The 19,575-nt window shown below is 61.2% G+C and carries 16 protein-coding genes; 12 read left to right on the top strand and 4 right to left on the bottom strand.

Annotated elements, in window-relative coordinates; translation table 11 throughout:
- Positions 1-59 precede the first annotated feature (59 nt).
- The 11 genes from pyrG (at position 60) to O3684_RS03700 (ending at position 13,144) form a co-directional block, all read left to right on the top strand.
- Positions 60-1,727 (top strand): CTP synthase, encoded by a 1,668-nt coding sequence (gene pyrG, locus O3684_RS03750; protein WP_500062226.1) that lies wholly within the window; start codon positions 60-62, stop codon positions 1,725-1,727.
- A gap of 8 nt (positions 1,728-1,735) precedes the next feature.
- On the top strand, positions 1,736-2,380 hold the full coding sequence (locus O3684_RS03745) for an NUDIX domain-containing protein (protein WP_500065154.1): 645 nt from the start codon (positions 1,736-1,738) through the stop codon (positions 2,378-2,380).
- 153 nt (positions 2,381-2,533) lie between these two features.
- Complete coding sequence (locus tag O3684_RS03740; protein ID WP_500065152.1) at positions 2,534-3,229, top strand: helix-turn-helix transcriptional regulator; 696 nt, start codon at positions 2,534-2,536, stop codon at positions 3,227-3,229.
- Positions 3,230-3,261: 32 nt separating this feature from the next.
- Complete coding sequence (sufB, locus tag O3684_RS03735; RefSeq protein ID WP_500065151.1) at positions 3,262-4,707, top strand: Fe-S cluster assembly protein SufB; 1,446 nt, start codon at positions 3,262-3,264, stop codon at positions 4,705-4,707.
- Entirely contained in the window at positions 4,707-5,897 is a 1,191-nt protein-coding gene (gene sufD, locus O3684_RS03730; protein ID WP_500065150.1) for a Fe-S cluster assembly protein SufD, read from the top strand. The genes sufB and sufD overlap by 1 nt, the downstream gene beginning before the upstream one ends.
- 16 nt (positions 5,898-5,913) lie before the next feature.
- A complete protein-coding gene (gene sufC, locus O3684_RS03725; RefSeq protein ID WP_016461603.1) occupies positions 5,914-6,666 on the top strand; it encodes a Fe-S cluster assembly ATPase SufC in 753 nt (250 codons plus the stop codon).
- 5 nt (positions 6,667-6,671) lie between these two features.
- Entirely contained in the window at positions 6,672-7,949 is a 1,278-nt protein-coding gene (locus O3684_RS03720) for a SufS family cysteine desulfurase (RefSeq protein WP_500065149.1), read from the top strand.
- A gap of 34 nt (positions 7,950-7,983) precedes the next feature.
- On the top strand, positions 7,984-8,460 hold the full coding sequence (gene sufU, locus O3684_RS03715) for a Fe-S cluster assembly sulfur transfer protein SufU (RefSeq protein ID WP_048676825.1): 477 nt from the start codon (positions 7,984-7,986) through the stop codon (positions 8,458-8,460).
- A 10-nt stretch (positions 8,461-8,470) separates the two neighbouring features.
- Entirely contained in the window at positions 8,471-8,905 is a 435-nt protein-coding gene (locus O3684_RS03710; RefSeq protein ID WP_500065148.1) for a metal-sulfur cluster assembly factor, read from the top strand.
- A 184-nt stretch (positions 8,906-9,089) separates the two neighbouring features.
- Positions 9,090-12,371, top strand: coding sequence for a helicase-related protein (locus tag O3684_RS03705; RefSeq protein WP_500065147.1), 3,282 nt, complete (start codon positions 9,090-9,092; stop codon positions 12,369-12,371).
- Complete coding sequence (locus tag O3684_RS03700) at positions 12,368-13,144, top strand: DUF4391 domain-containing protein (protein ID WP_500065146.1); 777 nt, start codon at positions 12,368-12,370, stop codon at positions 13,142-13,144. The genes O3684_RS03705 and O3684_RS03700 overlap by 4 nt, the downstream gene beginning before the upstream one ends.
- Positions 13,145-13,149: 5 nt before the next feature.
- On the opposite strand, the gene O3684_RS03695 is transcribed toward O3684_RS03700, so the two are convergent.
- Genes O3684_RS03695 through O3684_RS03680 form a run of 4 tightly spaced genes read right to left on the bottom strand, consistent with a single transcriptional unit; the run spans position 13,150 to position 17,810 of the window.
- Positions 13,150-14,835, bottom strand: coding sequence for an AMP-binding protein (locus tag O3684_RS03695; RefSeq protein ID WP_500065145.1), 1,686 nt, complete (start codon positions 14,833-14,835; stop codon positions 13,150-13,152).
- 51 nt (positions 14,836-14,886) lie between these two features.
- Positions 14,887-15,783 carry a KPN_02809 family neutral zinc metallopeptidase gene (ypfJ, locus tag O3684_RS03690; protein WP_500065143.1) on the bottom strand — a complete coding sequence of 299 codons (897 nt, stop codon included), beginning with the start codon at positions 15,781-15,783 and terminating at the stop codon, positions 14,887-14,889.
- Positions 15,784-15,798: 15 nt separating this feature from the next.
- Entirely contained in the window at positions 15,799-17,124 is a 1,326-nt protein-coding gene (gene tgt / locus O3684_RS03685) for a tRNA guanosine(34) transglycosylase Tgt (RefSeq protein WP_500065142.1), read from the bottom strand.
- Complete coding sequence (locus O3684_RS03680) at positions 17,121-17,810, bottom strand: queuosine precursor transporter (RefSeq protein WP_500065140.1); 690 nt, start codon at positions 17,808-17,810, stop codon at positions 17,121-17,123. Before O3684_RS03680 ends, tgt begins: the two co-directional genes overlap by 4 nt.
- A gap of 144 nt (positions 17,811-17,954) precedes the next feature.
- On the opposite strand from O3684_RS03680, the gene O3684_RS03675 reads away from it, so the two are divergent.
- Complete coding sequence (locus O3684_RS03675; protein ID WP_500065139.1) at positions 17,955-19,568, top strand: ABC-F family ATP-binding cassette domain-containing protein; 1,614 nt, start codon at positions 17,955-17,957, stop codon at positions 19,566-19,568.
- Positions 19,569-19,575 lie beyond the last annotated feature (7 nt).

Raw genomic sequence — 19,575 nt, 5'->3', positions numbered from 1 at the left:
TGTTAGGCTGAAGTTCCATGGTGAGTACTTCAATGCGCACGGTGCGTGCGGAAAATTCCATGACCAAGCATATTTTTGTCACGGGTGGCGTTGTGTCCTCGTTGGGCAAGGGCCTGACCGCCTCCAGCTTGGGAAGACTCCTTCGTTCTCGGGGACTGCATGTGGTCATGCAGAAGCTCGATCCCTACATCAACGTCGATCCCGGCACGATGAACCCGTTTCAGCACGGCGAAGTTTTCGTGACTGAAGACGGCGCGGAAACCGACCTTGATATCGGCCACTACGAACGCTTCCTGGATGTGAACCTGTCGGGCGCTGCAAATGCGACGACGGGCCAGGTGTACTCCACGGTTATCGCCAAGGAACGTCGTGGTGAGTATCTGGGCGATACCGTTCAGGTTATTCCGCACATCACTGACGAGATTAAGAATGTGATGCGTCGTCAGGCGCAGCCTGATGAGAACGGGAATCGTCCTGACGTCATCATCACTGAAATCGGTGGTACCGTCGGCGACATCGAATCGCAGCCGTTCCTCGAGGCGGCTCGCCAGGTGCGCCACGACCTCGGACGCTCGAACGTCGCTTTTGTCCACGTGTCGCTCATTCCGTTCTTGCCTGCTGCCGGTGAACTCAAAACGAAGCCGACGCAGCACTCCGTCAGTGCACTACGTTCGATTGGCATCGCGCCGGATGCTCTGGTGCTGCGCACCGATCGTCCGCTGCCTGAGGGGATCAAGTCGAAGGTTGCGCTCATGTGCGACGTCGACCGCGACGCCGTCATCGAGTGCGCTGACGTACCCTCCATCTACAACGTGCCGCTGACGCTGCATCGCGAGGGACTTGATGCCTACCTCGTCCAGCGCCTTGGATTGTCCTTCCGGGACGTCGACTGGAAGGAATGGAAGGTACTTCTGGAGCGCGTGCACTCCCCGAAGCACCGCCTCGAAGTTGCTCTTGTTGGCAAGTACATCGACCTGCACGACGCCTATCTATCGGTATCAGAGGCGATTAAGCACGGTGGCTTCGCGAACAACGCACGGGTTGATATCCGCTGGGTTGCGTCGGACACCTGCGAAACGCCCGAAGGTGCTGCTCGCGAGCTCGCCGGTGTTGATGCGATCGTTGTCCCCGGAGGCTTTGGCATTCGAGGCATTGAAGGCAAGCTCGGCGCTCTAAGGTGGGCGCGCGAGCATCGTGTGCCGACCCTGGGTCTGTGCCTGGGTTTGCAGTGCATGGTGATTGAGGCAGCCCGCCATCTCGCTGGCATCCCCGGGGCTTCGTCGACCGAAATGGATCCCGACACCGCCGAACCCGTTATTCACACGATGGCGGACCAGCACGAATTCGTCGATGGAAGCGGCGATATGGGCGGAACGATGCGACTGGGTGCGTATCCCGCAAAGCTCGTGCCGAATTCTATTGTTGCGACTGCCTATGGCACGACCGACGTGAGCGAGCGGCACCGTCACCGTTACGAGGTCAACAACGCCTACCGCGACCGCCTCGAGGCGGCGGGCCTGAAGGTTTCTGGAACCTCGCCGGACGGCTCCCTCGTTGAGTTCGTCGAGCTTGATTCGGCTGTGCACCCCTACTATGTTGCAACGCAGGCGCATCCGGAGTTCAAGAGCCGCCCGACGCGCCCGCACCCGCTGTTCGCGGGGCTGATTGAAGCTGCGTTGAAGCGTCATGTGGGACGTTACTCTTCGCGCTCTGACGAGAAGGAATGAGAGGCGACATGCATTTTCTGTCGAGCGACCAGGTCCAGACGATCGCGGACCAGCCGAGTCCTCACGAGGTTGCCGCGAGCGAGGTCGTCTGGAGCGGCCGCATCGTCGACATGGTCGAAGATCATGTCGTCGTCGTGAAGGGACAGGATCCCGTGGTGCGTCAATACACCCGTCATCCTGGTGCAGTTGCCGTCGTGGCGATGCGCGGTGATGGTGGCGCTGAGGAGATTCTGATGGAACGCCAATACCGTCATCCGGTTCAGGCGAACCTGTGGGAGATCCCCGCTGGCCTCCTCGATATTCCCGGGGAAGATCCGCTCGTCGCCGCCGAGCGTGAGCTCGCGGAAGAGACTGACATGAAGGCTGGTCGATGGGAGGTGCTCGTCGACTTCCTGACGTCGCCCGGTGGTACGAACGAGCCTCTGCGTGTTTTCCTCGCTCGAGACCTCGAGGCGACCGGAACGGTCTTCGAGCGCGAGGACGAGGAAGCAACCATGCAGTATGCGTGGGTCTCACTCGACCAGGCTCTGGACATGGTGCTGTCGGGTCGTCTGCACAGCCCTTCCGCCGTCATCGGTATCCTCGCGGCGCATGCCGCTCGTGGCCGCAACTGGGAGGGTTTGCGGCCCGCCAACGCTCCGTGGATGCGGTAGCCACCCAGCTCTGGGCCCTTAGTCCCTCGACTTGTGGGCTGTCCGACACTCCAATCGGCTTTTCGCAACGCCTATTTATCTAAATTGGCGTACACTCGTTCCCAGAGAAAAGCACACGGAGACGCACATGAGAAGCGTCGGAGCGGAGGACAGGTGGCAGAAGAATCAGACGCCACAACCCGACAGCAGGTGCTCGATCTCATCGTCGAAAAGGGACCGGTCACGGCCTCGTCAATTGCGAAGGTCCTTGGGCTGACAACAGCTGCCGTGCGGCGCCATATTACGTTGTTGCTCGATTCCAAAGAGATCGCGGAACACGAGCCAGGTGCCCCCTCCAAGCGAGGGCGGGGACGCCCCGCGAGGCATTACGTCGCGACGGAGCGCGCGCACGTTCACCTGGCCGATGGATACTCAGACCTTGCTTCCAAGGCGCTGGGATACCTTGGGCAGCTCGGGGGAGAGGAAGCCGTCGAATCTTTCGCGGCGGCACGTTCTCGCGAGATCGAACGGCGATACGCCCCGATCGTGCGCGATGCCGGAACGGATCCTCGTGTTCGTGCGCAAGCCCTTGCTGATGCCCTCACTCAAGACGGCTATGCCGCGACCGTGCGCGACATTGGCGGTGGCACGCTCGCTGTCCAGCTCTGCCAGGGCCACTGCCCGATCCAAAACGTTGCGGGCGACTTCCCGCAGTTGTGTGACGCCGAGACAATCGCTTTTGGCAAGCTCCTCGATGTCCACGTGCAAAGACTTTCCACGCTCGCCGGTGGCGGACACGTGTGTACGACTCACATTCCCGTGGGGATGCCCGTGATTCGCCCCGGGGCGCGGAACGTGCGACGCAAGTAGCACGCAGTTAAGAACGAGAGGTTGATACAACAATGACGCAGGCACCCGCCTCGGGCGCTGAGGACCGTCGTATGACCGATGATGAGATCATCGAGTCGATCGGCGGTTATGAGTACGGTTGGCACGACTCCGACGACTACTCCAAGGACGTCCCTACCGGCATTAACGAAGAAATCGTCCGCTTTATCTCGGACGTGAAGGACGAGCCGCAGTGGATGCGTGAACGTCGACTGAAGGCGCTTGAGCTCTTTGAACGCAAGCCGATGCCCGCGTGGGGACCGGATCTGTCCCATGTGGATTTTGATGCGTTCAAGTACTATGTACGCCCCACCGATCGCCAGGTCAACGACTGGGAAGACCTCCCCGACGAAATCCGTGACACCTACGACCGCCTCGGCATTCCCGAGGCTGAGAAGTCGCGTCTGGTGTCGGGCGTTGCCGCGCAGTACGAGTCCGAGGTCGTCTACCAGCAGATCCAGGAGGACCTGGAGCGCCAGGGCGTCATCTTTACCGACACGGACACGGGCCTGCGCGAATACCCCGAGATCTTTGAGGAGTACTTCGGCAAGTGTGTGCCCGCGGGCGACAATAAGTTCTCCGCGCTGAACACGGCCGCCTGGTCCGGTGGCTCGTTCGTGTACGTTCCCAAGGGCGTGCACGTGACCATTCCGTTGCAGGCGTACTTCCGCATTAATACCTCGGCGATGGGGCAGTTCGAGCGCACGCTCATCATTGCCGACGAGGGCTCCTACGTGCACTACGTGGAGGGCTGCACCGCCCCGATTTACGATCAGAATTCGCTGCATTCCGGCGTCATCGAAATCTTCGTGAAGAAGGATGCACGCGTGCGTTACACGACCATTCAGAACTGGTCGACGAACGTTCTCAACCTGGTGACTCAGCGTGCCATCGTCGAAGAAGGCGGAACCATGGAATGGGTCGACGGCAACATGGGTGCCGCAATCACCATGAAGTACCCCGCCTGCTTCCTGATGGGCGAACACGCTCGCGGCGAAACGCTGTCCATCGGCTTTGCCGGCCCCGGCCAGCAGCAGGACACCGGCGCGAAGATGGTGCACATGGCACCCCACACCTCGTCATCGATTGTCTCGAAGTCGGTCTCGCGTGGCGGTGGCCGCACGTCCTACCGTGGCCTCGTCCAGGTCAACGCACGTGCACGCCACTCCAAGTCGAACGTCCTGTGCGATGCCCTGCTCGTGGACAAGATCTCGCGTACCGACACGTACCCCTACGTGGACGTGCGTACGGACGATGTCGAGATGGGACACGAGGCGACCGTGACCAAGGTGAGCGCCGATCAGCTGTTCTACCTGATGAGCCGAGGCCTCGACGAGAACGAGGCCATGGCGACGATCGTGCGTGGCTTCGTTGAGCCGATCGCTAAGGAGCTGCCGATGGAGTATGCCCTCGAGCTCAACCGCCTCATTGAACTGCAGATGGAAGGATCCGTCGGCTGATGACGACCCCCAACACTATTGTCGAGACCATGAACAAGGCCCACTCGCACGGGGCTGACGCCGAGAGGGCACACCCGTCGCGCGCGGATCGTCCCACCTCGTTCAACCTGAACGCCATTCCCGCCCCTCACGGACGCGAAGAAGACTGGCGTTTCACCCCGATGCGCCGCATCGAGCGCCTCTTTGAACCGGCGAACTACGACGCAGGCGATGCGCCCGTTGCGGTTGACGCTCCTGATTCCGTTCTCGTCGAGTCGGTGTCGCGCGATGACTTGCGCCTCGGAACTGTGCTCGCACCCGGCGACCGTACCGCGGTCGTGGCGTGGAACGGTTTTGAGCGGGCGACTGTCGTTGAGATCCCGGCCGAGGCCGAGCTCGACGCACCCGTGCGCATCAACGTCGCAGACGTCGACGGCACCCGTGCGCAGCACCTCGTGATTCGCGCAGGCGCTTTCTCCAAGGCGACGGTGATCCTCTCGCACAGCGGTTCCGCGCAGGCTGCGCTCAACCAGACCGTCGAGGTTGAAACGGGCGACAGCGCGAACCTGACCGTCGTGTCGCTGCAGGAATGGGACGACACCGTCCTGCACGCCTCGAACCAGCGCCTGGCACTGGGACGCGACTCCAAGCTGACCCACATCGTCGTCACCTTCGGCGGCGACCTCGTGCGCCTGTGCGCGGACACCGACTTCCGCGGTCCGGGCGCCGAGCTCACCATGCTGGGCATCTACTTCGTGGACGGCGGCCAGCACCTCGAGCACCGCGTCTTCGTGGATCACTCTCAGCCGAAGTGCTTCTCGCGCGTTACCTACAAGGGTGCCCTGCAGGGGAAGGACGCGCACTCGGTGTGGATCGGTGACTGCCTGATCCGCGAGGCAGCCGATGGTACGGACACGTACGAGTTGAACCGCAACCTGGTGCTCACCGAGGGGGCCAAGGCCGATTCGGTGCCCAACCTCGAAATCGAAAACGGCGAGATCGAAGGTGCCGGACACGCGTCTGCGACCGGTCGTTTTGACGACGAGCAGCTGTTCTACCTGATGAGCCGTGGTGTTCCTGAGCACGAGGCACGCCGCCTGGTCGTGCGCGGCTTCTTCGCCGAACTGATCAACCAGATCGGCGTTCCCGAGGTGGTCGACCACCTCATGGCAACCGTCGAGGCCGAGCTGGCCAAGTCCCGTAACAACTGAGCTGTAAGGAATACATATGTCGACTCTGCGTATTAAGGATCTGCACGTCTCCGTCGAGACTGCCGAAGGCCCCAAGGAGATCCTCAAGGGCGTCAACCTGACGATCAACTCCGGTGAAATCCACGCCATCATGGGCCCCAACGGCTCCGGTAAATCCACCATGGCCTATGCCCTGGCCGGTCACCCCGACTATGAGATCACCTCGGGTGAGGCCTGGCTCGACGATCAGCTCATCACCGAGATGAGCGTCGATGAGCGCGCCAAGGCGGGCCTGTTCCTCGCTATGCAGTACCCCGTCGAGGTGGCTGGTGTGTCCGTCTCGAACTTCCTGCGCACCGCGAAGACCGCGATCGACGGCCAGGCACCCGCCCTGCGCTCGTGGGTTAAGGAAATGAAGACCTCCATGGAGAACCTGCGCATGGACCCCGACTTCGCCGAGCGCGATGTCAACGTCGGCTTCTCCGGCGGCGAGAAGAAGCGCCTCGAGATCCTCCAGATGGAGCTCCTCAAGCCCTCCTTCGCTGTCCTTGACGAGACCGACTCCGGCCTTGACGTCGACGCGCTGCGCATCGTGTCCGAGGGCGTCAACCGCGTCCACGGCGAGACGGGCTGCGGCGTCATGCTCATCACGCACTACACCCGCATCCTGCGCTACATCAAGCCCAGCCACGTTCACGTTTTCGTCGACGGCCACGTCGCGGCTCAGGGTGGTCCCGAGCTGGCTGACGAGCTCGAAGAGAACGGCTACGACAAGTACCTGGGTCTCTGATCGCCGTGTCGCGAGACTTTACCGCCGCCGAGCTCGACGCGATTCGCATCGATTTTCCGATTCTGAGTCGCGTCGGGCGCGGCGGCGCGCCCATTGCGTACCTGGATGCCTCCGCGACATCCCAGAAGCCCGCGTGCGTCATCGACGCCGAGGCCGACTTCTATCGCCGCAGTAATGGCGCGGTCCACCGGGGCACGCACCTGCTGGGCGACGAAGCGACCGACGCATTCGAGAGCGCGCGCGGCGCTCTGGCCTCGTTTGTCGGTGTGTTGGCAGACGAAATCGTCTGGACGAAGAACGCGACCGAAGCGATCAACCTGGTTGCCTTGTCGATTGGTCACGCCTCGCAGGGCATGGGCGGCGCGGAGTCTGCGTCGCTGCGCGTGGGACCGGGCGATCGTATCGTCTGCACGCGCGCCGAGCACCACGCGAACATCGTCCCGTGGCAGCAGCTGTGTGCGCGCACGGGAGCCGAGCTTGCCTGGCTCGACCTGACGCCGGACGGCCGCATTGACCTGGAGACGCTCTCGGTCATCACGCCGAACACTCGTCTCGTCGTGTTCACCCACGTCTCGAACGTGACCGGTGCCGTTTCTCCCGTCGCGGCCGTGAGCGCTGCGGCCCGCGCCGTTGGCGCACTTGTCCTCCTCGATACCTGCCAGTCCAGCGCACACATGGCGCTGAACCTCTCAGAGCTCGACGTCGACTTCGCGGTGTTCTCCTCGCACAAGATGCTCGGCCCCACGGGTGCCGGTGCACTGTGGGGGCGCCGGTCGCTCCTGGCGGCGATGCCGCCCGTCCTCACCGGCGGCTCCATGATCGAATGGGTCACCATGGAGGAATCTACCTTCATGGCACCGCCCGAGCGTTTTGAAGCGGGCTCGCAGCCCGTCGCTCAGGTCGCTGCCTGGTCGCTGGCACTGCGCTACATGTCGGCGCTCGGCATGGATCGCGTGGAAGCACACGAACACGCGCTCACGTCCATGATGCTCGACGGTATCTCGTCGATCGATGGCATCAGGGTTCTCGGCCCAGACTCGGATGTCGATCGCATCGGTGTTGTTGCCTTCGCCGTGGACGGTGTGCACCCCCACGACGTCGGCCAGTTTATGGATTCTGTAGACGTAGCAGTGCGGGTTGGTCACCACTGTGCGATCCCGTTGCATACTTTCTTCCAGGTGCGTTCCTCCGCACGTGCGTCAGTTGCCCCGACGACTACCGCTGACGAGATCGAACGCCTCATCGACGGGCTGTCGAAGGTACGCAGCTTCTTCGGTCAGTAGAATTGCACGTGACGGTTGGGTATGAAAGGAAGCCATGGGCAGTCTTGAACAGTTGTATCAGCAGGTCATCTTGGATCACGCTCGTGAAAAGCATGGTGCTGGTGACCCGTCGGGCATGGACGCATCGTCCCATCAGGTCAACCCCACTTGCGGTGACGAGGTCACCTTGGGCGTTTCTCTCGATGGCGATCATCTCGCCTCCCTTCAGTGGGAAGGCGATGGCTGCTCGATCTCGCGCGCATCGCTGTCCATGATGACCGATCTGACGCAGGGTAAGTCTGCCGAGGAAATCGGCCGTCTCTACCGGGACATGGAAGTTATGATGCATTCGCGTAATCTCGGCGTCGACGATGAGATCCTCGACGACCTCGGTGACGCAGCCGCTCTGGAATCCACCTCCCAATTCGCTAATCGCGTCAAGTGTGCCCTCCTGGGGTGGTATGCGCTGCGCGACGCAATGGCCAAGTCCGGCATCGATATCTCCACCGCGGGCGAGCCCGCCGATCAGTAAAGGAACAGGAATGAGTAACCCGATGGCTCAGTCTGAGCCGGTCGAGCAGCGCTTCGGCACACCCGCTCAGGCGCAAGCTCCCAGCGCCGAGGTGCCCACCCGCCAGATCGACGGCACCGACGTCATCGAGCAAGGCACGCTCGCAGCCGAAAACGTGCTCGAGGCCCTCAAGGATGTCATTGATCCCGAGCTGGGCATCAACATTGTCGATCTCGGCCTGGTGTACGGCGTCGTGATTGGCTCTGAGAACCAGGTCCGCCTCGACATGACGCTGACCTCGGCTGCCTGCCCGCTCACCGATGTCATCGAACGCCAGGCACAGACGATTCTGTCGGCTGTGACCGACGAAGTCCAGATCAACTGGGTGTGGATGCCGCCGTGGGGCCCCGATCGCATCACGCCGGACGGGCGTGAACAGCTTCGGGCGATCGGCTTCAACGTCTGAGGCACCTTGATGCACAGTGTTCCCGGAACCGAGTGGTTCCGGGAACACTGGTATACGGCCCCCAATCGGTGTGCTGACGTCTCTCGTTCACCAGTGTCAGTAGATTCGGTGTTGTGCGTTCCGCTCCTCACACTGTTCCGGTAACCTAATGTGAGTCATGGCATGAAGGAAGGGACCAACACCCATGGAGATGCTCGACAACAACCAGGGCAAGCGCTTGGGAGACTCCCTGCGTGCCACGCTTGACGATGACGCGAAGCTGTCGATTATTAGCGCGCACTTCAGTCTTTTTGCCTATGGAGAGCTCCGCGAGGAACTTGAGCGCCTTGACTCCGTGCGTGTTCTGTTCAATGAACCGACCTTTATCCGAGACATGAAACGGAGACTGAGCACTCTCGAGTTTGACATTGCCCAACGCGCGCAGGGACAGCGCGAGAAAGCACTCGCGGAATCCGGCTTGGAGCTCACACTTCGTAACAAACTGAACCAACGTGCTCTCGCGCGGGCGTGCGCATCGTGGTTGAGGAATAAGGTGACGCTACGCTCCGTGCGGCGTGAGCATGTGCTCCAGTATCCGCCGAGTTATGTCATCGAAGGTGCTGCGGTGAGTCCTCACCTGTTTGCGGGGCAGGGTGCTACTTTCACCTTGGAGGGATTGGGAGTCGCGCGCCGTCCGGACACGCTGACGATGATTACTCACTTTTCGGGGGATGAGGCCAAGGCACAGGTTGAGTTCCTGATGGCGCAGTTTGAGTCCGTATGGGCGAATGAAGAGGCAACATGTGACGTCACCGAGCAGGTCGTCGAGCAGGTGGAGGCGATGTACGCAGACAACGCCCCTGAGTTCATTTATTTCCTGACCCTGTACCACATCTTCCGGCGTTTCCTTCAGGAGACCCGGGACCACAATCCACGTGAAGACACCGGCTTTTTCGATTCGGTGATATGGGGCAAGCTCTACGATTTCCAGAAGGACGCCGTCATCGGGGCGATTCGTAAGTTGGAAAAGTACAACGGCTGCATTATTGCTGATAGCGTCGGCCTGGGGAAGACATTTGAGGCACTCGCCGTCATCAAGTACTACCAGCAGCTCAACAAGAATGTCCTGGTGCTGTGTCCGAAGCGCCTGCGAGAGAACTGGACTCTCTGGATGCAGGCGAGTGATGAGCGTAATCCCTTGGCCGCGGACCGCTTCAATTACAAGGTGTTGAACCATACGGACCTCTCACGTCGGCGCGGCAAGAGCGGGGATACTGACCTAGAACACCTACAGTGGGGCACATTCGATTTGCTGGTCATCGATGAGAGTCATAACTTTCGCAATAAGGCCTCGACCGCAACAAATTCGAACCGTTACACGCGCCTGATGAATGAGGTCATACGATCCAACGGACGCACGAAGGTGCTCATGCTATCGGCGACCCCGATCAATAATCGTCTCACCGACCTGCGCAACCAGATTGAACTCATCACGGAGGGACGCGATGACTATCTCGAGAAGACTGACGGCATCGGTTCCATCGATGCAGTGATGAGGTTGGCACAAAAGCGCTTCAACCTGTGGAGTTCGCAGGCACATGGACGTCACACGACGCAGAGCTTTGCCGAGTACGTCAACGCCGACTATTTCAAGCTTCTTGATGCCCTGACCATTGCGCGTAGCCGCAAGCACGTGACGAAATACTACGGCACCGAGGCGGGTACATTCCCCAGCCGCCTCGCCCCGCGCAATGTCCAGGTGCCCATTGATTCGCGAGGCGAGCTGCCTCCTATCAGCGAACTCTACGCAATGATCAGCGACCTGACGTTCGCCCAGTATCAGCTTCTTTCCTACGTGCGTGAGGATGCTCGCCCTGGCTATGAGGTCGATTACCGTGAGGGGTTCGGCAATGACTTCGGCAGTGAACTACATCGTACGAACGCTGTCGCCGTGCTGATGCGGGTCAACCTCCTCAAGCGCATGGAGTCCTCCGTGAGCGCCTTCCGTACGACTCTGAGGCGCGTGCGCAGTTCCTGCGCCGATATCCTGGAACGGCTTGCAGCGCTTGAAGCACGAAGCATCGACGATGCTCTCAGTTCCATCGAGGTCGGATACGGAATTGAGGGTCTTGAGGACGGCCTCGATGATCGGGAGACTGAGATGTTCGAAGTCGGGGCGCAGATTCGCGTCGACTTGCGCGATGTGGACCGCGAGGCTCTGTCCACGGACCTGACGCACGACGTCGAAATTCTCGACGAACTGATCGATTATTCCTCCGCAGTGACACCGGATCGAGATGCCAAGCTCGGCGCGTTGAGGACACTAATCATCGAGAAGACCGGCGCCGGTCAGATCAATTCGGGTAACAGGAAAGTGCTCGTCTTCAGTGCCTTCGCTGACACCGTTACCTACCTGTATGACCAGTTGGCAGCTGATCTACAGCGCAGCCATGGTCTGACGTGCGCGCAGGTGACGGGCACTCGCAATCGCATCACTGGGAAGCGATACGTGCGCGGTAGCTTCGAGGATATCCTCGGTCGTTTCTCGCCCCATTCGAAGGAATGCATCGCTTTCGCGGAACGTGAAGGGCAGATCGATATTATTTTCGCAACGGATTGCATCTCGGAGGGCCAGAACTTACAGGATTGCGATTGCGTCGTCAATTACGACGTGCACTGGAACCCGGTTCGCATCGTGCAACGCTTCGGCCGGGTCGACCGCCTGGGTTCACCGAACAAGTACATTCAGATGGTGACCTTTTGGCCAGACGTCGATCTGGAGTCCTACATCAAGCTTGAGTCGCGCGTCAAGGCGCGCATGGCTCTGGGCGATGCGAGTGCCTCCGGTGAGGAGAATCTTCTTACCCCATCAGAGGACATGAACGACTTGGAGTATCGCTCGGATCAGTTGCGCACCTTGCGTAGCGAAACCCTCGATCTCGAAGACATGCGGCGAGGAATGTCGATTACGGATTTTGCGTTGGATGATTTCCGAATCGAGCTGGAGCGCTACATGAACGCTCATCCGGGCATTCTGCAAGGCGCACCGACAGGCTTGCACGCGGTCGTCGACATTCCGGATAGCCTGCGCGCTCAGGTGAGTCCAGGAGTGGTGTTCTGTCTCGAACAGCGTGGAGACACCGGTGATAGCAGTGGTGTAACCGCGCCGCTCTCTTTGATTTACGTGCCAAGGGATGCAACGGGCGCACGGGTGTTGTCCCACCCAACGTACTCCCTGGACCTGCTCAGGCAGCTGTGCGAGGGACGTCATGAGCCCCTGGACGCCCTGTGTGCACAATTCAATCGAGATACACGTGATGGTGAGGACATGAGTGTGTACTCGGCTCTGCTGGCGCAGGCTGTCGCAACGGCGATCACGCAGGGAGAAGCAACGACCCTCGAATCGCTGTTTACACCGGGAGTGATCTCCCGCGGAGCCGCGTCAGAAGCAGACTTTTCTCTGGTGAGCTTTGTGGTGCTCCTATGAACTCCATCGACTGGGCTTCGACGCTGGCCATGCCGCCCGGCGTCCGCCGTTTCGAGCGTACGATTCCCACGCATGCGCTGGAGCGCGAGGCCGAACTGACGCGCACGCAGTGCGACGGCCTGGGCAAAATGACGGGGCTGACTCTCCTGGGTGTCGTACAGGAGGGTACGACTGGCATTCCCGCGGCAACGGCGATGGGCCGCCGTATCGATGCGGTGTTGTTCTTGTGGGCGTCCCTCGGTAACACGCGAGCGCTCGAATCGACTGCCACCATTGTGCACGGATGTTTCCCGCATCCCTCAGTCCTGATACAGGAGAACACCCGCGGAGACGTCTGTGTTTCTGCTGCACTCACGTCGCGCAGGAAGCGTGCAGCAGGGTTGAGTGTCGATGCCATGGAGGTGGACACCAGTGTCGGTTTGTGGCGACGCACTGAGCAGGGGAAGGCGTTCTTGTCCTCGTTGGCTTTCTCTACCCTTGATCAGCGCACGCTGGCTCATCTCACCGCGGACATGATGGCGAGAATTCGCTTGGCTCGCGTCGCTCATCTCGTTGGCTTCTATCCTGATCCGGAGCTGTGCCGTAGCCCGGATGTGGTGGCGTTGATCGAGTGCTTGCTTGAGCGTCAGAGCAGGCAAGATCAGCTGCGTGCGCAGTGGAAGGCACGCGGAACCACGCAGCGCGAGCGTCTACGGTTACGAATTCCTCTCGCCGAGGCGATGAGCCAGACGAAAGCAGCTATCGAAGAGTTAACGAGGCGTTGTGGACCTTAACGCTCTCAGCGCCCGAGAGTCTCCCGCACGAGCTGCGCGACCTTGCGGCGCAAGATCTTACCCATCTGGTTACGCGGCAGTTCGGCGATGACGACCAGCTGACGGGGAAGTGCGTAGTGCGCGATGGTCTTTTCCGCCCAGGCACGCACTTCCTCAAGAGTCAGGGGTGCACTCCCGTCTTCCATAATGATCGCCGCGGCGACCTCTTCGGTCGCATCGGACACGGGAATGCCGACAACTGCGACGTCTGAGACGGCTGGATGGGATCGGATTGCTGCCTCGACCTGGGACGGGTAGACGTTGAATCCTCCCGATAGGATGAGTTCCTTTTTGCGGTCAGCCATCGAGATGAAGCCGTCGCTGTTCACACCGATGTCGCCAGTCTTGAACCAGCCTTCGGAGGTAAAGACGCGCGAGCTCTCCTCGGGTGCATCCAGGTATCCGTCGAAGACCTGCGGGCCACGCACGATGATTTCACCGGGCTGCCCGTCCTCGACATCGACCGTATCGTCTTCGAGGGAGACGAGGCGCAGCTGCGTCGAAGGGAACGGAACGCCGAGGACGCCGTGGCGGCGCTTGTCCGACAGGGGAGCGCCCGTGAGGACGGGCGCGGTTTCAGACAGACCGTAACCTTCGACGATCATGCCACCGGTTGTTTCCTCCCAATCTGCGGCAAGCGCGGTCGACAGCGGCATGGCTCCGGCTACCGCGTATCGGATGGAGGTGATGTCGGTATTCGTCTTGTGTGCCTGGCGCAGGATCCGCTCGAACATCGGCGGGACACCTACAAAGAAGGTAATCGGGTGCCGCTTGTGTGCGTCGAGCGCCATCTGCGCATCGAACTTCGGCAGCAGCACCTGGGTCGCCGCCTTGCGCACCGAAGCGCATAGGAAGAACGTCAAGCCGAAGGCGTGGAAGTAGGGGAGGAGAGAGAAGAACGTTTCGGCTCCCTCGTGCAGTTTCCACACCCAGAACATGCACTGGTTAACGTTGACACCGATATTGCGGTGGGTGAGGGGCGCCGACTTCGGGATACCGTTCGTGCCCGAGGTATGTAGGATGACTGCGCGGTCGTCGCCGGTTGGTAGCGGGTGGCTCGAATCTATCGGCGCGGACGAGGCCGTGGCACGGTCCCAGGAGCGTGTCTGCGCGGGGACGGAACCACGCAACTGGTTGCGAGTCTTCCGTGCGCGGGCGACGGGCAGACGAAGAAGCACACGCTGTGACATCGGCATACCGTGCGAAATATCGACCGTAAACACCGTGTCGAGAACATCGAGCGGGTAGGCGTCCACACACTTTTCCCACACGATCGCGACCTTGCCCCCGTGGCGTGCCAGCTGCCCCGCAATCTCCGAGGCCGGAGCAAGCGGGTTGTGCTGCGCAGCGACCGCTCCGATACGCATACACGCGTAGAAAGCGACGAAGGCCTGCGGGCAGTTAGGCAGTGCGATGGCCACCGTGTCGCCGGAACGGACCCCGGCCTCGTGTAGAACCCTGGCGGCCTTGAGTACCTGGTCGCGTACTTGCGCGTACGTGGTCGTTGCGCCAAAGTAATCCAGCGCGATGCGGTCGGGGTACAGGCGCGCCGCATTATCCAGGAGACTGTACAGTGACCCGTCGGGCACGGGAACCTCGTAGGGAACCGCGTCGTACATGTCGTGAGCTTGCTCGACGATGCTGCGTGTCATGACTTCCTCCTGGGAATCGGCGAATCCAATTGTACCGACCCGCAGAATTCCTTACACCTGCGATGCCGACCACGTATCGCACGTGGAAATATCTCCGGAGTCGAGGCCGCGCTGCAGCCAGGTCGCGCGTTGATCGGCACTGCCATGGGTCCAGGTCTCGGGATTGGACGTGCCCTGGTACTTGGTTTGCAGGCGGTCATCGCCAATAGCTTGCGCGGTCTGCAGGGCACCCCGAACCTGATCGGCGGTCGGGGTCTTCAGGTAGGGCGTACCCGTTGACGGATCGGGAGTATTCGACGCCCAGTGCATCCACACCCCCGCGTAGCAGTCCGCCTGAAGTTCTGAGCGCACACCCGCACCCTGAGCGCCAGTCTCGCGCGTGTCGTGAGCGCGGAAGACCCCCTGTAGATTCTGGATGTGGTGGCCCCACTCGTGGGCAACGACGTACTCCTGAGCAAGCACCGAATCGGAGGCGCCATACTGAGAGACCATGTCGTTGAAGAAACCGAGATCCAGATACACGGTGGAATCACCGGGGCAATAGAACGGTCCAACGGCACTCGTCGCGTTCCCGCATGCCGTCGACACGGAATCCGTGAAGATCTGGAAGTCGGGAAGCTCGTAGGTTACGCCCGTCCCCTGATCAGCCAGCTGAGTCTTCCACACTGCGTCAAGCGACTGCGCGGTCGCAACCATTCGGCACTCGACGCGCTCGTTTGCGTCCTTTCCCGTCTGGCACGACGACACGTCCACCGAAGAGGAGGACGAGGAGGAGGTCTGCGGTGACGACGATAGAAGGCTCGTGAGATCAATCCCCGTGAAGTAGGAAAAACCGAGGATGAGGAGGACACCGAGAATCGACCCGCCGCCGGCCCCTGCAATCTTGCGCCCCGCACCCGACGTGCCGACACGGGACGGATCCAAGCGGATATTGTCGTTAAAGCTCATGAATGCTCCCGGGAGTTAGCGGCGTCGACCGGCTTCGTAGCGGCCGAGCATGTCGGAACGGAACTCATCGAAACAACCGTCCTCAATGGAGGCGCGAATACCATCCACGAGGCGCAGCGTGAACCACTCGTTGTGAATGGTGGCCAGCGTCGCTGACAGGATTTCCTTCGCCTTGAAGAGGTGATGGATGTATGCGCGCGTGTAGTGGGTGCACGTGTAGCACCCACAGCCATCGACGAGGGGCGAGAAGTCACGCTTGAAGCGTGCGTTCGTGATGTTGAAACGACCGTCGGGGGTGTAGATCGCAGCGTTACGTGCGACGCGTGACGGATTCACGCAATCGAAGGTATCCGCGCCCGCCGCGACACCCGCAAAAAGATCCTCCGGTTCGGAGATACCCAGAAGATGGCGAGGTCGATCTTCGCCGAGCTCTTCGCACACCCACGACACAATCGTGCCGAGGTTTTCCTTCTCGAGGGCTCCTCCTACGCCAAAGCCGTCGAAGCGCTGACCATCGACGTCCATATCGGCCATCGTGCGAGCGGCCAGACGGCGCAGGTCCTCCCACTGGGCACCCTGAATAACGCCCCACAGCTGCTGATACGGCTTGTGGGAGCGTTCCTCGGTGAGGCGCTTGTGCTCGGCGAGGCAGCGCGCCGCCCACGCGTGCGTTCGCTTGAGTGATTCCTCCTGGTAGGAGCGCGGGTGAAGAAGGCTCGTGAGCTCATCGAACGCAAACATAATGTCGCTGCCGAGCTGATGCTGGATCCCCATCGATACCTCGGGATTGAACCGGTGCTTCGACCCGTCGATGTGGCTGGAGAAGATCACGCCGTCGTCGTCCACGACTGCGTTCGAGGCCTTGATGGCCTGCATTTGGACGGCGGGATCCGTTGGGTCGGCTTGCCCAGAAAACTCCTGTGAGAGCACCTTTTTGAAGCCCGCGCCGAGCGACAACACCTGAAAACCGCCGGAATCGGTGTACGTCGGACCCGACCAGTTCATGAACTGGCCGAAACCACCCGCCTCGTCGACGATGTCGGATCCGGGCTGCAGGTAGAGATGGTAGGCGTTCGCCAGCACTGCCTGGGCACCCAGACCTCGAACCATCTCGGGGGTCAGTGCCTTAACGTTCGCCTTCGTACCGACGGGGATAAACGCCGGGGTACGAATATCACCGTGCGCGGTATGGAGGACTCCGGTGCGGCCCAGGCCCCCGTGCGCTTCCAGACGTGTGCCGATCGTAAATCCGCGGTCAGGGGAGTGGCCGCCCGACGAGGCCGGGGCCTCGAACGGCGTGAGCTGCTCAGCAGCAGGGGAGGAGAGCCAGTTGTCGGTCATCGATCAAAGACCTCGTCCTTCTTCAGTCCCTCAGTGCGGCGGATGGCGGCGATCACCGGATAGGTGACAGGGAGAAGAATGACCTCCAGGAGGACCTTGTAGAAGTACCCGGTCACCGTGTAGTTGATGAAGTTACCCAGCGTCATCTCGCCGTAGAACAGGATCGTGCAGAACAGAATGGTATCCGCGGCCTCGCCGACGACCGTCGAGCCGATGAGTCGGGCCCACAGGTGCTTCGTTCCCCAGCGACGACGGATCCACACGAGCACGTAGGAGTTCAGGAGCTGGCCAGCCAGGTAACCGGCGAGAGAAGCCACAACCGCGCGCCACACGACGCCGAGAACCGCAGCGAACGCCTCCTGGTTTTCGTAATCGGGCGCGGGGGGCAGGTACTGGACGATAAAGAAGGTCAGGGATGCGAGGAACGAGGCGACAAAACCCATGATGATGACGCGCCGCGCGCGTGCAAATCCGTACACTTCCGAGAGCACATCGCCGATGATGTACGTCAGCGGGAAGAGGACCGCACCTCCGTCAAAAATGAGATAGTGCGTGGACGTGCCGAGCATAAACGCCTTGGTCGCGGCGATATTGGAGATGAGCAGCAGTGCCACGAAGGCGACGGAGATGATGTCAAGGGCGCGCGTCTGGCGCGCCGATCCAGACGGAATGGGGCTGTCGGACATGGTGTGAAAACCTCGTAGATTGACTCAAAGAAAGGGTGATACCCGACATCCATTGTGCCTGTTGATCGTGCCGTTGCGCGCATCGGGAGGGCTCACGGCGTGGGTTGATTCGCCCACAGGCACCCCTCCCTCTACTCTTGGAGGGTGATTAACGTCCAGGATTTCTCATTGCGTATCGGTGCCCGTGAGCTCGTCAACCACGCAAGTTTCCGTGTCGATAAAGGCATGTGCATTGGTCTCGTCGGCCGTAACGGCGCCGGTAAAACAACGACGATGCGACTGCTCGCAGGCGAGGCTGATCGCGGCGGCGCCGCCGAGCACACCGGAACCATCACGTCCAACGGCACCGTCGGCTACCTCGCGCAGGACACTCACGTCGGTGATCCACAGATGAAGGCCCGTGATCGCATCATCTCTGTGCGCGGCATCGACTCGATCATCGCGCGCATCCGCAAGGCCGAACACGAGATGTCGACGACCGAGGGCGCGCGGCAGCAGCGTGCCATGGAGCGCTACGTCAAGCTCGATCAGCAGTTTACGAACTCCGGAGGGTGGGCTGCCAACGCCGAGGCGGCGCAGATCGCTCATTCCCTCGGTCTCGAGGACCGCGTCCTCGACCAGACCCTCGATACCCTCTCCGGCGGCCAGCGTCGCCGCGTCGAGCTGGCACGCGTGCTCTTCTCCGATGCGGATGTACTCCTCCTGGATGAGCCCACGAATCACCTCGATCACGACTCGATCATGTGGCTGCGCGACTGGATTAAGACGTTCCCCGGCGGCGTCATGATCATCTCCCACGACGTCAAGCTCCTCGGCGACACGGTCAACCAGGTGTTCTACCTCGATGCAAACCGCGCCCAGATCGACATCTACCACCTCGGGTGGGCGGCGTACCTTAAGCAGCGCGAGGAAGACGAACGTCGTCGGCGTAAGGAGCGCGCCAATGCGCTGAAGAAGGCCGAGCATCTCAAGGCGCAGGGCGAAAAGATGCGTGCCAAGGCCACAAAGGCCGTGGCCGCCCAGCAGATGCTGCGCCGTGCTGAGGAGCTGTTCGCCCAGGCCGGACAGGAAGCCACGCAGGAAAAGGTGGCGCGTCTGCGTTTCCCAGATCCCGCTCCCTCCGGGCGTGTTCCCCTGACCGCCGAAGGACTCTCCAAGTCGTACGGCTCGCTCGAAGTTTTCACCGGCGTGGATCTGGCCATCGACCGCGGCTCCAAGGTGGTTGTGCTCGGCCTGAATGGCGCAGGAAAAACGACGCTGCTGCGCCTTCTCTCCGGCATCGAGGAGCCGGACTCGGGACGCGTCGTGCCCGGACATGGACTCAAACTCGGATACTACGCCCAGGAGCACGAGACCCTCGACGACACCCGCACGATTCGAGAGAACATGGCCGAGGCCGCCCCCACACTCGACGATACCCACGTGCGCAACATCCTCGGACAGTTCCTCTTCCAGGGCGACGACGTTGAGAAGCCCGTCTCCGTCCTGTCCGGCGGCGAGAAGACACGCCTTGCCCTGGCGACCCTCGTCGTCTCGGGCGCCAACGTCCTGCTGCTTGACGAGCCAACCAACAACCTCGATCCAGCATCGCGCGAGGAGATCCTTGCCGCTCTGCGCGACTATGAGGGGGCCGTCATCCTCGTGACGCACGATCCCGGTGCGGTCACAGCCCTGAATCCTGAGCGTGTCCTGCTTCTTCCGGACGCAGATGAGGACCTGTGGGACGACAGCTACCTCGACCTCGTCACCCTCACCTGACAGCGAC

Origin of the sequence: Pauljensenia sp. 20925_1_27 (assembly GCF_041432835.1) — a bacterium.
Taxonomy (GTDB): Bacteria; Actinomycetota; Actinomycetes; order Actinomycetales; family Actinomycetaceae; genus Pauljensenia.
Note: the sequence above shows the minus strand (reverse complement) of the source record. Positions and strands in the feature narration are given on the sequence as shown.

Excerpts from the sequence above, each read along its gene's own strand:
- sufB (WP_500065151.1), top strand. The coding sequence starts at position 3,262 with ATGACGCAGGCACCCGCCTCGGGCGCTGAGGACCGTCGTATGACCGAT.
- O3684_RS03700 (WP_500065146.1), top strand. The coding sequence starts at position 12,368 with ATGAACTCCATCGACTGGGCTTCGACGCTGGCCATGCCGCCCGGCGTC.
- O3684_RS03705 (WP_500065147.1), top strand. The coding sequence starts at position 9,090 with ATGGAGATGCTCGACAACAACCAGGGCAAGCGCTTGGGAGACTCCCTG.
- O3684_RS03710 (WP_500065148.1), top strand. The coding sequence starts at position 8,471 with ATGAGTAACCCGATGGCTCAGTCTGAGCCGGTCGAGCAGCGCTTCGGC.
- ypfJ (WP_500065143.1), bottom strand. The coding sequence starts at position 15,783 with ATGAGCTTTAACGACAATATCCGCTTGGATCCGTCCCGTGTCGGCACG.
- O3684_RS03695 (WP_500065145.1), bottom strand. The coding sequence starts at position 14,835 with ATGACACGCAGCATCGTCGAGCAAGCTCACGACATGTACGACGCGGTT.
- O3684_RS03680 (WP_500065140.1), bottom strand. The coding sequence starts at position 17,810 with ATGTCCGACAGCCCCATTCCGTCTGGATCGGCGCGCCAGACGCGCGCC.
- sufC (WP_016461603.1), top strand. The coding sequence starts at position 5,914 with ATGTCGACTCTGCGTATTAAGGATCTGCACGTCTCCGTCGAGACTGCC.
- tgt (WP_500065142.1), bottom strand. The coding sequence starts at position 17,124 with ATGACCGACAACTGGCTCTCCTCCCCTGCTGCTGAGCAGCTCACGCCG.
- pyrG (WP_500062226.1), top strand. The coding sequence starts at position 60 with ATGACCAAGCATATTTTTGTCACGGGTGGCGTTGTGTCCTCGTTGGGC.
- sufU (WP_048676825.1), top strand. The coding sequence starts at position 7,984 with ATGGGCAGTCTTGAACAGTTGTATCAGCAGGTCATCTTGGATCACGCT.
- sufD (WP_500065150.1), top strand. The coding sequence starts at position 4,707 with ATGACGACCCCCAACACTATTGTCGAGACCATGAACAAGGCCCACTCG.
- O3684_RS03745 (WP_500065154.1), top strand. The coding sequence starts at position 1,736 with ATGCATTTTCTGTCGAGCGACCAGGTCCAGACGATCGCGGACCAGCCG.